10 protein-coding genes and 1 pseudogene are annotated in these 12,272 nt (G+C 66.5%); 2 read left to right on the forward strand and 9 right to left on the reverse strand.

Translation table 11 applies throughout. The features are described 5' to 3' along the window. Positions 1-287, forward strand: a pseudogene (locus tag OVO38_RS11670) (HNH endonuclease); the annotation flags it as partial. A 55-nt stretch (positions 288-342) separates the two neighbouring features. Here OVO38_RS11670 and OVO38_RS11675 read toward each other — a convergent pair. From OVO38_RS11675 to OVO38_RS11685, 3 genes are all read right to left on the reverse strand, one after another. Further along, entirely contained in the window at positions 343-1,560 is a 1,218-nt protein-coding gene (locus tag OVO38_RS11675; protein ID WP_267208613.1) for an NAD(P)/FAD-dependent oxidoreductase, read from the reverse strand. 238 nt (positions 1,561-1,798) lie between these two features. Further along, positions 1,799-4,342: a DEAD/DEAH box helicase gene (locus tag OVO38_RS11680; protein WP_267208589.1), complete on the reverse strand. Its 2,544-nt coding sequence runs from the start codon at positions 4,340-4,342 to the stop codon at positions 1,799-1,801. A gap of 28 nt (positions 4,343-4,370) precedes the next feature. Then, entirely contained in the window at positions 4,371-5,426 is a 1,056-nt protein-coding gene (locus OVO38_RS11685; RefSeq protein WP_095534735.1) for a PAC2 family protein, read from the reverse strand. Between the two features lie 202 nt (positions 5,427-5,628). On the opposite strand from OVO38_RS11685, the gene OVO38_RS11690 reads away from it, so the two are divergent. Beyond that, positions 5,629-6,825 carry a DUF4192 domain-containing protein gene (locus tag OVO38_RS11690; protein WP_095545822.1) on the forward strand — a complete coding sequence of 399 codons (1,197 nt, stop codon included), beginning with the start codon at positions 5,629-5,631 and terminating at the stop codon, positions 6,823-6,825. A 1-nt stretch (position 6,826) separates the two neighbouring features. Here the strand turns inward: OVO38_RS11690 and galE are convergent, their stop codons facing one another. The 6 genes from galE to OVO38_RS11720 all read right to left on the reverse strand — a co-directional run bounded on the left by galE (position 6,827) and on the right by OVO38_RS11720 (position 12,257). After that, positions 6,827-7,795: a UDP-glucose 4-epimerase GalE gene (galE, locus tag OVO38_RS11695; RefSeq protein ID WP_095278975.1), complete on the reverse strand. Its 969-nt coding sequence runs from the start codon at positions 7,793-7,795 to the stop codon at positions 6,827-6,829. Positions 7,796-7,798: 3 nt separating this feature from the next. Continuing rightward, positions 7,799-8,491 (reverse strand): metal-dependent transcriptional regulator, encoded by a 693-nt coding sequence (locus OVO38_RS11700; RefSeq protein ID WP_267208592.1) that lies wholly within the window; start codon positions 8,489-8,491, stop codon positions 7,799-7,801. 94 nt (positions 8,492-8,585) lie between these two features. Further along, complete coding sequence (locus OVO38_RS11705; RefSeq protein WP_095278973.1) at positions 8,586-9,578, reverse strand: sigma-70 family RNA polymerase sigma factor; 993 nt, start codon at positions 9,576-9,578, stop codon at positions 8,586-8,588. 187 nt (positions 9,579-9,765) lie between these two features. Then, positions 9,766-10,200: a D-aminoacyl-tRNA deacylase gene (dtd, locus tag OVO38_RS11710; RefSeq protein WP_267208593.1), complete on the reverse strand. Its 435-nt coding sequence runs from the start codon at positions 10,198-10,200 to the stop codon at positions 9,766-9,768. Then, on the reverse strand, positions 10,200-11,747 hold the full coding sequence (locus OVO38_RS11715) for a methyltransferase (RefSeq protein ID WP_267208594.1): 1,548 nt from the start codon (positions 11,745-11,747) through the stop codon (positions 10,200-10,202). Before OVO38_RS11715 ends, dtd begins: the two co-directional genes overlap by 1 nt. Before the next feature lie 3 nt (positions 11,748-11,750). Further along, complete coding sequence (locus OVO38_RS11720) at positions 11,751-12,257, reverse strand: DUF3099 domain-containing protein (protein WP_267208596.1); 507 nt, start codon at positions 12,255-12,257, stop codon at positions 11,751-11,753. Positions 12,258-12,272: the final 15 nt, after the last annotated feature.

Consider the following 12,272-nt stretch of genomic DNA (forward strand, 5'->3'; position numbering starts at 1 on the left):
GCGAGATCATGCTTGCCGACGCCACCACGTGCACCTGGAAAGACTGCACCGTACCAGCCACACGCTGCCAGGCGCACCACATGAGCGAACACCGCCACGGCGGCGATACCACGCCCGCGAACCTTGGCTGGTTGTGCCAGTACCACAACTCGCAAGCCGCGACCGGCGCCCGGGGCCACACCGAACGGCGGGACGGAAGGATCTATTACGTCTCGCCATACGGAAACGCCACCCCCACCGGCACCGACCACACCGCCCGCGCGCCGCACCGAAGACCCGCGCATTAGCCACCGCAAGCGCCAGCGCCCCTGGCGCCTACACGCATGCCCGAAAGGCGGTGGCCTACAGGCCGGCGAACGGGCTGCGCAGAGGGTCGAACGGCTCGATGGTGCGGTCCACCTCGCCGGTGGCGATCTGCTTGGCCAGCATCTTGCCCGACACCGGGCCGAGGACGATGCCCCACATGCCGTGGCCGCCGTTGGTGTACACGTTCGGCACCTTGGTCGCGCCGACGAGCGGCAGGCCGTCCGGGGTGACGGGGCGCGAGCCGACCCACTCGTCCTGGCGGTCGTCCCAGTCGATGCCGCGGAACATTGGCTTCGTCGCGTGGATCATGGAGGCGACGCGGCCCGGCTGGAACGCCTCGTCGGGGCCGCGGAACTCCATCGTGCCCGCCACGCGCAGGCGGCCCTGGTACGGCGTGCAGGCGATCTTCTGCTCCGGCAGGTAGACGGGGCACTCTGGCACGGTCTCCGTCTCCACGCTGAACGAGTAGCCGCGACCCGCCTGCACCATGGTGGTGACGCCTAGCTCGCGCGCCAGTGCGGGCAGCCACGCGCCGGTGGCGATCACGACGACGTCGGCAGGCTTCCATTCGCCGGTGGACAGCTGCACGGCCGGTTTGCGAGTGGAGGTCACCTTGGTCACTTCGGCGCCGGTGGTGATGGTGCCGCCGCGCGCGGTGAACGAGTCGGCGATGGCCTGGCAGTAGGGGCCCGGCTCGATGAAGCGTTGGCCTTGCATGCGGTAGATGGCCTTGACATTGTCGGTGAGCATGGGGGCGTGCTCGCGGGCGTCGTCAAGCGAAATCGGCTCGAACGGGATCTCCTGGCCGTGGCGGATGGCGCCGTCGACCTCCTTGAGGAAGCCCTTGGCCTGCGACTGCGACTCGAAGCCGATGATGTACGGCGAGCGGTAGGACTTTGAGGTCACGCCGCCCGCTTCGAGGTCGTCGAAGGCGGCGAGCGAGGCCATGTCGGCGGGGGTCAGGCCGGCCATGGTCTTGTCCCACGCGCGCTGCGTGGCGTGCGCCATGAACTGCGCGCAGAACGCCCACAGCTTCGGGTCGACGCGCACGGGGACGGAGAGCGCGGCGTTGCGGTCGAAGAGCGCGGTCGGCCCGTAGGCCCAGAGGCTGGAGTTGGACAGCGGGATCGTCTTGCCGGGCGCGAGCCAGCCGGCGTTGCCCCACGAGGAGCCGCCCGCGACGCCAATTTTGTCTACGACCTCAACGTCGTACCCGTATTCCTGCAGGAACCATGCGGTGGACAGGCCTGTCATGCCTGCGCCGATCACGAGCGCACGAGTCAATTGTGTTACTCCTCACAAATTGTCGGATTGTGTTTGGAACAACAATGTACCGCAAGCCAGTGAGGCGAATGTCACGTTCGCTGGGTGAATTTTACGCACTGCATATTGTGCAAGTTATGCAGCGGCGCGCATGAAAAGCCCAGCTCACGTACCTGTCTATCCACAGAAAAGGGGCATGCTTATCGACGCCACGCCACCCCCAAAAGAGCTACCCCTCCCGCAATTCCAAAGATTGGAGGCGGACCTCTCCCGCCTCATCGGAGGCGTCCAAGTCCACAACGCCGTGGAATTGGAACGCGTTGTCGCCCTCCGGGTCCTTGAGGATCTGGGTGACCTCCCAGGTGCGCCCGGTGGTGTCGCCAAGCCGGAAGTACTCGGGTCCACGAGCGTCGGGACCGGTGTCGACGTCGTCGTACTCGTCGAAGTAGTCGTCCATCCCGGCGGGGAAGTCGGGGCGCGCGTCTGGGTCAAGGTAGTCGAACATCTCGTCCAGCTCGCGCTCCTTCTCCAGCGCGAAAAGTTCGGCGAGGCGGAAGAAGGCGTTGCGGACCATGATGGTGAAGGCGCGCCGGTTGGCGGTGAGGGCGTTCGGGTCCTCGACGCCGAACGCCAGCTCGCGGTCCAGCGTCGCCTGGTCGATGGGGGAGTCTTCGTCGGCCATGTGCGCCCATTCGTCGATAAGCGACGAGTCCACCTGGCGGATCAACTCCCCGAGCCACACGATGATGTCCTCGAGCTCCTCGTTCATGTTGGCTTCTGGGATGGAATGGGACAGCGTGCGCCACGCGTCGGTGAGGTAGCGCAGCACCACGCCCTCGCTGCGCGCGAGGCCGTAGGTGGCGATGAGGTCGGAAAACGTCATGGCGTGCTCGATCATGTCGCGCACGACGGACTTCGGCGCGAGCTCGAACTCTTTCGCCCACGGGTTGCCCTGGCAAAATGTGTCGAAGGCCTCGTCGAGTTCGTCAGCAAGCGGCTTCGGATAGGTGACGTCCTCGATGAGCGCCATGCGCTCGGTGTAGTCCACGCCGTCCGCCTTGAGCGCGGCGATTTCCTCGCCGCGGGCGGCGGATTGCTGCGCCTGGAGGAGCTGGCGGGGGTCGTCGAGAATTGCTTCAAACGTCGAGATGACGTCGAGCGCGTAGGTGTCGGACTCGGGGTCCAAGATGGTGAGGAACGCGAGCGCGAACGGTGACAACGGCTGGTTGAGCGCAAAGTCGCGGTCCAGTTCCCGGGTGAGCGTGTAGGGGCGGAATGCGGGCGAGTCGGGCGTGCGCTCGACGACGCCCGCGTTGATCAGCCCGCGGAACAAGTCGACCGCGGTGAGGATGTCTCGGTTCTGCTTCGCCCGCGAGTCGTGGTTGGTGCGCAGCAGGTGGCGCATGTGCTCGTAGCCGTCGCCCGGGCGGGCCACCACGTTGAGCAGCATCGAGTTGGACACGCTGAACTGGCTGGTCAGCTCCTCCGGCTCCGCGGTGGTGAGCCGGTTGAACGTGTCCTCGGACCAGGAGACCTCGCCGTCGCGGGCGGACTTCTTCCGCAGTTTCTTGCGCTTCTTCGGGTCGTCGCCGGCCTTCCTGCGCAGCTTCACGTTCTCAATCTCGTGCTCCGGCGCCTCCACGACGACGGTGCCCTCCGTGTCGTAGCCGGCGCGCCCGGCCCGGCCGGCAATCTGGTGGAACTCGCGGGATTTGAGGATGCGCTGGCGTGTCCCGTCGTACTTGGCCAGGCCGGTCATCACAACGGTACGAATCGGCACGTTAATGCCCACGCCCAGCGTGTCGGTACCGCAGATCACTTTGAGCAGGCCGGTTTGTGAGAGCCGCTCCACCAAGCGGCGGTACTTGGGCAGCATGCCGGCGTGGTGGATACCGATGCCGCGCCGCACCAGCTTGGACAGCGTCTTGCCAAAGGTTGTGGTGAAGCGGAACGAGCCGATCTCTTCGGCGATGCGCCGCTTCTCCTCGTCGGTGATGATCTTCAGGCTAGTCAGCGCCTGGGTGCGCTCGGTAGCTTCGCGCTGGGAGAAGTGGACGACGTAGATGGGGGCTTTGCCATCGTCGAGAAGCTGCTCGATCGTCTCGTGGACCGGGGTGAACACGTAGTGGAAATCGAGCGGCACGGGGCGCTCGGACCCGCCGACGTAGGTGGTTTGGCGGCCCGTGCGCTCGGTGAGGTCTTTCTCCAGCCAAGCGGTGTCGCCGAGGGTGGCAGACATGAGCAGGAACTGCGCCTTCGGCAGCTCGAGGAGCGGTACCTGCCAGGCCCAGCCGCGGTCGGGCTCGGAGTAATAGTGGAACTCGTCCATGACCACCTGGTCGATCTTCGCGTCCTTGCCCTCGCGCAGGGCAATATTTGCGACGATCTCCGCCGTCGCCGCGATAATCGGCGCAGACCCGTTGACCGTCGCGTCGCCGGTCATCATGCCGACGTTTTCGGCGCCGAAGATCTCGCAAAGGGCGAAGAACTTCTCGCTGACCAGCGCCTTGATCGGCGCGGTGTAGAACGTGCGCTGCCCGCGGGTCAGGGCGATGAAGTGCGCCGCGTTGGCCACCATGGACTTGCCGGACCCGGTGGGGGTGGCGAGGATGACGTTGTCACCGGCGAGCAGCGCAAGCGACGCTTCCTCTTGCGCCGGGTACAGCGAGATGCCGCGGGACGAGGTCCAGGAGAGGAAGGAGTCCCACGCGGCTTCGTCGAGAAGCGGTGCGGGGACGTCGGCGAGATCGGCGAGCAAGTCAGATAAAGTCACGCTCACCACCGTAGCCGAGGGGCGAAACCTACTCGTCGTCGTCCGGTTTTTCCGGGTCTGCAGGGTCTTCAGGGTCGATGAGGAAGTGGTCCATCAGCAAATTGTTCTCGTCGTCGCCGAACGGCAGGCTCAGCTGCTGTTCGTCCTGGCCGAGCACGCGGTCGCGGTCCTCGATGGCGGTGAGATAGTTCTCAAACGCGTCGCTGATCTCCTCGCCGCTCGGCACCTGCGCCTCGCCCGGCATCATGGCCTGCGGGTGGCGCTCGCGGTAGTCACTGATCTCCTTGTCGTAGTGCTCCTCCAGCGCGTGGACTACGTGGGCGATCTCGTCGGAACCGGCCATCTGCTCGGCCAGCTGCTGCGACACCCGCGTGATGTCCGACTCCAGCGCGCGCAGCGGGAACTTCAGCTTGGTCGCGTCCTCGATGGACTGGAGCAGCTGGAACGTCGCGTGCGGGTACGGGGACGACGCCACGTAGTGGGGCACGTGCGCCGTGAACCCGGCGACGGGCTTGCCGCGCTTGTGCAGGGCGCGCTCGATGAGGATCGAAGCAGAGCCGGGCACCGTGACCATGCCGTCGAAGGTGTACATATTGCCCACCAGCTCGCTGCTGTTGCCGTGTGCCGAGACGACCAGCGGGCGGGTGTGCGGGGCGCCCATCGGCGCCGCGTAGAGGCAGATCGTCTGCGCGACGCCGAAGCGCTGCGCCAGGTCGCTCACGGCCTCGCTGAACGCCTCCCACCGCAGGTCGGGCTCGGGGCCGGACAGGAGGAGGAAGGAGCGCCCTGCTTCGTCACGAAGCACGCGCAGGTCCAGCTGCAGGTCATCGATGTCCGTGATCTCGTGCTGCGCGATGGTCACCGCGGGGCGGCGCGAGCGGTAGTCAATGAGCTCATCGTTGCTAAACGTGGCGAGCGTGCGGGAGTCCAGCGCCGCCTTGAGGTGCTCGGCGGCTCCCTCGACGGCGTGGCCGGCGTCGGCGTAACCCTGCATTGCCACCACGAGCGCCGGGCCGTTCGCGGATTCCTCGCCGACGGAGGGCGCCGGGTATTCCAGTTCATACATGCGAGACGTATCAGACATGTGCTTCCTCCCAAATGATCTCGCGGTACGCCACATTGCCCGGACAAATGCCGGGTGGCGTACCTTTTCGCATTATCAAAGACAACTACGCCAGGGGTGAAACTATTCCACGCGTCCCGCGCCAAGGTGGCAACAATGATACCGCAGCAAAGAAGTTTCCCGGACGAGGGAACCGAGGCGGTGCTTTTTGCGTCCAATATGTATGAAGCAATCACGAAACTTTGACGCCAATGACCACCGCCCCAACAACCCGCCGTACGGCCCCGCCGAACTCATCGCCTGCATCCCAGGCGCGCTCGGCTTCTACCCGCAAGAATCCCTCGTCCTCATTGGCCTGAGCCACGCCGGCGAGGACTCCACCTCATACACGGTCGGCCCGATCGTGCGCGCTGATCTGGCGAGTGAGGAGCAGATCGCGTTCGGGCTGCGGGCGCTTTTCGACGCCCACCAGGACCTCCACCTCGCCGTCATCATCACCCGCATCCCGAACTCGGATTTGGCGATGGAAACCGCCTACTTCCTGCAGTCCCTGGATACCCAGCTCGACCTCCCGCCGCTCGCCGCGTGCTGGCACGTCTCCGAGATCGCCGCGGGCACGCCCTACACCCTGCTTTTTGACGCCACCAGCCCCCAACTCTTCCCCGCACACCACGAGCGCACCGCCGCCCCAGCCTCGTACTTCTCCGGCACCGTGCCGTCGATCGTGCACGCGCCAACCATGCGCGGATTGCTTGACAACGGCATGCTTCCAGAGCTTCGTCGCGAGGACATGCACCTATTCTTCGAATCCGACAATTCCGGCGACCTGCGCCGATGCCGCGCGCTTTACGACGCCGCGTATCACTCCGGCCGCCGTCTCATCCAACAACTCGCGCCGCACCCGGCAGGCGCCGGCGAGGGCTGCGGCGACAGGTGGGACGCCATCAACCTGATCGAGGACGGCTGCGTGACGCTCATCCATGGCGGCGCGGGCAACCCGGAGTTTCCGGCGGGGACGTCACGCCGGCCGCTGCAGTTGAGCGACTGCTTCCGCGACGACGAGGAGATCGTCCTGCTGGCCTCGCTGCTGTCCCGCAGTAAGCTGCGCGATTGTCTCGTCGAGGACGTCCTCGAGCACTCCGCGACGGCCGCTCAGGCGCTGCTGCTCATCGCGCGAAACTTTACGGGCGTCATCCGCGCGAACGCGCTGAGCTTGTGGGCGCTCGCAGCGGCGGCGTCGGACCTGGAGCCGTGGGCGTTCGCGGCGCTGCGGGCGGCCCAGGACGAGGTGCCAGGGCATTCGCTGTCCGCGGTGCAGCGCCAGCTGATGGCAATCGGCGAGTGGCAAGGGATGGTCAACACCGCACTCGCCGGGTGCCGCGAGTCGTGGGACGACCTGCTCCGCGAGCAGGCGGCGTGACTCAAGCACCCCCGTGGCGGGCGGAGGTGAAGTCCCACGCGTCTTGGACGATGGTGCGCAGGTCGGTGCGCGTGGGGTTCCAGCCCAGCTGGCGCTTGATCTTGTCCGAAGAGGCGATGAGCACGGCCGGGTCGCCGGCGCGGCGAGGCGCGACCTCGGCGGGGATCTCGTGGCCGGTGACCTCCCTGCACATCTCGACGACCTGGCGGACGGAGTAGCCGTCGCCGGAGCCAAGGTTGTAGATCTCGTGGGTGCCTGGGGTATTCGCCTCGAGTGCGAGCACGTGGGCGTCGGCAAGATCCCTCACATGGATGTAATCGCGCACGCAGGTGCCGTCGGTGGTGGGCCAGTCGTCGCCGAACATCTTGATGGCGTCGCGCTGGCCGAGGGCGACCTGCAGCACGATGGGGATGAGGTGCGTCTCGGTGCGGTGGCGCTCGCCGTAGTCGCCGTACGCGCCGGCAACGTTGAAGTACCGCAGACTCGTCGCGCCGATGCCGTATGCCTGGCAGTAGGAGGTGATGGCGTAATCGATGGACAGCTTCGTCGCCCCGTAGGTGTTGGTGGGGCGGGTTGGGGCGTCCTCGGTGATGGGCACTGCCTCCGGCTCGCCATAGGTGGCGGCGGTGGAGGAGAACACGAGCGAGCGCACGCCGTGTGCGCGCATCGCGTTGAGCAAGGTGAGTGAGACCTCGAGGTTGTCGCGCCAGTACTCGGCGGGAACCTCCATGGATTCGCCGACCAGCGAGCGGGCGGCGAAGTGGAGCACGCCGTCGACGTCGCCGGCGGACAGGACGCGGTCGATGACGTCGGAAATATGGCCCTCTACCAACGTCGCCCCGGAGGGGACGGCGTCGCGGTTGCCGGTGCTGAAGTCGTCGATGACGATGACGTCGTGGCCAGCCTCGACGAGCACAGCAGCGCATACGCTGCCCACGTAGCCGGCACCGCCGGTGACTACAAGTTTCACGGGTTAATCCTCCACTGGGTCAACGCGCAGTGCGTGCGCGAGTTCGGGTGAGAGTTCGACGCGATCGCCGTCCTTGGTGGTGAGCATGACCGCGCCGCCGCCGTGCTGCTCGAGGGTGACCTGCGAGCCGACGAATGACGCGACGCCGACAGTCGGGGAGACGGTTGCGGAGAGCTGCTGCAAGATCTCGCTCACCTGCACCACCGTGACCTCGGTCGGGCCGTCGAGCTCGAGGTCGCTCGCGCGGGTGCCGTACGCAGTTTCGGAGCTCGGCGTGGCGTCCAGCTCTTCCAACGCCGGGATCGGGTTGCCGAACGGGGAGCGGGTCGGGTTGCCCAGCACGGCGACGACGCGGCGCTCCACATCCTCGCTCATGACGTGCTCCCACCTGCACGCTTCGTCGTGGACCTGCGCGATGTTGAGCTGTAGGACGTCGGTCAGCAGCAGCTCGGCCAGGCGGTGCTTGCGCATCACTGCGGTGGCGCGCTGGCGCCCCGCCGGGGTAAGCGCGAGGGAGCGGTCCGGCTGGACCACGAGCAGGCCGTCGCGCTCCATGCGCGAGACCGTTTGCGAGACGGTCGGACCGGATTGCTCAAGGCGCTCCGCGATGCGCGCGCGCAGCGGCGTGATGCCTTCTTCCTCAAGCTCGTACACAGTTCTCAAATACATCTCGGTCGTGTCGACGAGATCACGCATGCTGCCTCTCCCTCTGAGTCACTCTGTGCAGACGGCCTGCGCGGGTCATTTCGCGCACAGACCATCCAAGCCCTGCAAGTGTACGCGCGGTGCCTTAGGCGTAGTCGCGCAGCCGGTCGGCGCGGTCGCCAACGCGCAACTTGGCCATAACCTCGCGCTCGATCTGGCGCACGCGCTCGCGCGACAGGCCGAACTGGCGGCCAATTTGGTCCAAGGTGCGCGGCACGCCGTCGGTCAGGCCGTAGCGCAGGCGAATCACGTCCTGTTCGCGTTCCTCCAGACCCGCGATGATGTCCTCGATGTCGTCGTGGCGCAGAGTCGAGACCACAGCGTCTTCGGCGTCCGTCGCCTCGGCGTCCTCGATGAAGTCACCGAGCGGCGCCTCCTCGTCCGCGCCGACAGGCATATCCAGGCTCACCGGGTCGCGCGACTGGCGCAGCAGCATCTCAATCTTGGACTCCTCGATGCCGGACTCCTCGGAAAGCTCCTCATTCGTAGGTTCGCGGCCCAGGGACTGGTACATTTCGCGGCGGATGCGCGAGAGCTTATTTACCTGCTCCACCAAATGGACTGGTAGGCGAATCGTGCGGGACTGGTCCGCCATCCCGCGCGTGATGGCCTGGCGGATCCACCAGGTGGCGTAGGTGGAGAACTTGAACCCCTTGGCGTAATCGAACTTCTCCATGGCACGGATCAGCCCGAGGTTGCCTTCCTGGATCAGGTCCAGCAGCGGCATTCCGCGCCCCGTATACCGTTTGGCCAGCGAGACCACGAGGCGCAGGTTTGCTTCCAGCAGGTGGGAGCGCGCTTTGCGCCCTTCCTTGGCCAGGATCTTCATGTCACGCTTCTTGGCGCGGGTGAGCGTGACCTCTGGATCGTCCAACAGGTGCTGGGCGTAAAGGCCTACCTCAATCTGCTGGGCCAGCTCGACCTCTTCCTCAGCGTTCAACAGGGCCGTTTTGCCGATACCGTTGAGGTACACGCGCACGAGGTCCGCCGACGGATTGTCATTGGTCTGATTTCGGCGGCTACCGCGGTCAACGTTTTCTTCGTTGCCCGCATCACGAGCGTGGTCCGGCTGAGTCATGAAGAGCTGCCTCCTTGAAAGGGGTTCGAACCGTAAGTTCAGTCTTATAGATCAAACGGAGCAACGCTCCCGATTGTTCCGGCTGAGCGTAAATATTATGCAACGTACGTCTGCCTCGCTCGACTCTCAGCATCAGTCCAGGAACGTCTTCCCTAGAACGTGGGTAGCGGCCAGGTTTCGTCCCGTGTCACGCTTCGACGAGGACCGTGAACGGCCCGCTGTTGACGCTCGCCACGTCCATCATCGCGCCGAACCGGCCCTCTTCGACCGTGATGCCGCGGCCGCGGAGCTCCTCTGCGATCTTGGCAATTACCGGTGCAGCTGCCTCACCCGGCGCCGCATCCGCCCACGACGGCCTGCGTCCCTTCGCCGTACGTCCCATGAGGGTGAATTGGCTGACCAGGAGGACGGGCGCGCCGGCGTCCTGGGCGGAGCGCTCGCCGTCGAGAATGCGCAGCTCCGCGATCTTGCGGGCCATCTTCTCCCACGCGTCCTCCGCGTCGTCGCGGCCCACGCCGACGAGGGCGAGGATGCCGCCGGTTTCGGGGCAGTCGATCGCCCCGACGACCTCCCCGTCGACGGTGACAGAAGCACTCTCCACTCGCGTCAGTACAGCTTTCATCAGGACTCCTTCGCAATAATCTCAGCGGGCAGGACGAGGCCGTGGCGCACACAGTCCACCACAACCGCCGCTGCGTTGTTCTCAAGGCGTGTGTGTTCCGCCGGGTCATCGACGCCTTGCGACGCCACCAGCAACCCCACCACCTCGCGCAGGGGCAACCCCTGTGGGTGGAGGCCAGAGAGAATCGAGACGACACCGTCGTCGACCTCGTGGGTAAAGCGCGGTCCGTCAGTACGCGAAACCCTCGTGACTCGCTGCGCAAAGCCCATCCCGGCCTCGGCGTCGGCGACGCTCACCCTCTCCAGCGCCACGCCTGGGCGCACCATGTACGCGGCATCCAGGATGTCGTCGGAGCCCCTGCCGCGCAGCCATTCGGCCCTGGTGAAATACTCGTCCACCTCCGGCCCGAGGGGATCCGTGAACGGGTGCGAGAGGTCTTCGGCGGTAACCTCGGTGGGGTTATCGCCGATCTCGCGGAGGAAGATCCACCCGAACCCGATGGCCTCGACGTCGTTGTCGCGGAAGTGCGCAAGCCAGCGCTCGGTGCGCTCGACGGCCTCTGGGGAGCGGACGTCGACCGATTCATCAGCAAGCCAGGTAGAGACGTACTGGCCCGGGTCGACAACATCGCGTTCCAGGACCCAGGCGCTCACACCGCGGGAGGGCAGCCACGAAGCAACGCGCGAGCGCCAGCTCTCCCCGGTGCGGTGGACCCACGCACCGAGGATGCACGCGGTCGCGCCCTCCGCCAGGTGTGCGGGGGCCTGGCCGACAACGAGCTCGGTTGCCCCGTCGAGCGACAACCCCGAATCGCGGTACACGTGGCCCACCTCGGGCAGTCCCACCACGAACGGCGGGTTCGCTACGATCCGGTCGAAGCGCTCGTCGACAACCGGCTCGAACCACGGGCCCTGGCGCAGCTCGACGTTGTCGATCCGGTTCGCAGCGAGCGTCGCGCGAGCCAGCTCCAGGGCGCGCGGGTGCACATCCGTCGCCACCACGCGCTGCGCAACCCCTGCCTGCGCCACCGCCTGCACCCCCGAGCCGCAACCGAGGTCCAGCACCGTGCCAACCGGCGTCTCCGGAGAGGCGCTGAGCAGCGAGAGCGACGCCGACCCAACGCCCAGGACGTGGTCGGGCCCCGGCACGTGCGCGGTCATCGACGCATCCAGGTCCGACACGATCAGTCGGTCCTGCCCCGCGAGGACGTGGGGGCGCAGGTCGAGGGCCACGGCGAACCGGTCGTTGGCGGCGGGGCGGATCACGGTGGCATCGAGAAGCATGCGCACCAGGTCAGGAGAAAGGAGCTCGTCGAGCTGGGCTTGCGACGCCGGCTCGCGCACCAAGAAGAAACGGATCAGGCGCGACAGCGGCGAAGCGTCACAGGCGGCGAGCACGACGCCTGGCTCGCCACGGTAGAGCGCCGCAGTCGCGTGGGGGCCGAGGTGCTTGGCGATGCCGTCGGCGGTAAAACCGGTCGACGCGAGAGCGTCGGCAAGCGCGCGAACGGCGCTGGGAAGAGACTCGGGGAGCGGTTCGAGAGGCATTGGCTACTCCTTGCTGGCGTCGGGATCGGACTCGATGATAGCGGGGGAGCGGTCGGCACCAGAGCGCGATTGACCCGCCTCCAACTGCGCACGGGCCTGCGCAGCGAGCCGGGCCTCCTCGCGGGCGAGCGCAGGCTTGTACACGTTTTTGTCCCGCTTATCGCGCGCCTCGCCCTGGCCGTTGGCAATCATGACGGAGATCCACGGCACCGGGATCGAAATGGAGAAGAAAAGGGCGGCGAACCACCAATGGCCCAGCACCGCGCACAGGATGGAGATGGCGATCAGTGGCACGCGCGCACCCTGCCACAGCAGGTACTGCTTTTCGCGGCTCTTCAGGTCCTGCTCGTGGGTCCGCGTGGCGTCGGTGATGAGGGCGCGCCGGGAGCGCCTCGGGCGGAGCCGGCGGCGGCGGGGCTGCTCCTCGTCCGGCTGGGCGTCGATCGTGTGCGGGTGCGGACCGGGCACGCCCGACTCGGGTTGGTGGAAGGTGTGGTCAGATCCGCTCATAACGCAAAGGGTAGC

This window comes from Corynebacterium sp. Marseille-P8863 (assembly GCF_946902955.1).
GTDB lineage: Bacteria > Actinomycetota > Actinomycetes > Mycobacteriales > Mycobacteriaceae > Corynebacterium > Corynebacterium gottingense.

Excerpts from the sequence above, each read along its gene's own strand:
- OVO38_RS11690 (WP_095545822.1), top strand. The coding sequence starts at position 5,629 with ATGAAGCAATCACGAAACTTTGACGCCAATGACCACCGCCCCAACAAC.
- OVO38_RS11675 (WP_267208613.1), bottom strand. The coding sequence starts at position 1,560 with ATGACAGGCCTGTCCACCGCATGGTTCCTGCAGGAATACGGGTACGAC.
- OVO38_RS11715 (WP_267208594.1), bottom strand. The coding sequence starts at position 11,747 with ATGCCTCTCGAACCGCTCCCCGAGTCTCTTCCCAGCGCCGTTCGCGCG.
- OVO38_RS11685 (WP_095534735.1), bottom strand. The coding sequence starts at position 5,426 with ATGTCTGATACGTCTCGCATGTATGAACTGGAATACCCGGCGCCCTCC.
- OVO38_RS11700 (WP_267208592.1), bottom strand. The coding sequence starts at position 8,491 with ATGCGTGATCTCGTCGACACGACCGAGATGTATTTGAGAACTGTGTAC.
- OVO38_RS11705 (WP_095278973.1), bottom strand. The coding sequence starts at position 9,578 with ATGACTCAGCCGGACCACGCTCGTGATGCGGGCAACGAAGAAAACGTT.
- OVO38_RS11720 (WP_267208596.1), bottom strand. The coding sequence starts at position 12,257 with ATGAGCGGATCTGACCACACCTTCCACCAACCCGAGTCGGGCGTGCCC.
- dtd (WP_267208593.1), bottom strand. The coding sequence starts at position 10,200 with ATGAAAGCTGTACTGACGCGAGTGGAGAGTGCTTCTGTCACCGTCGAC.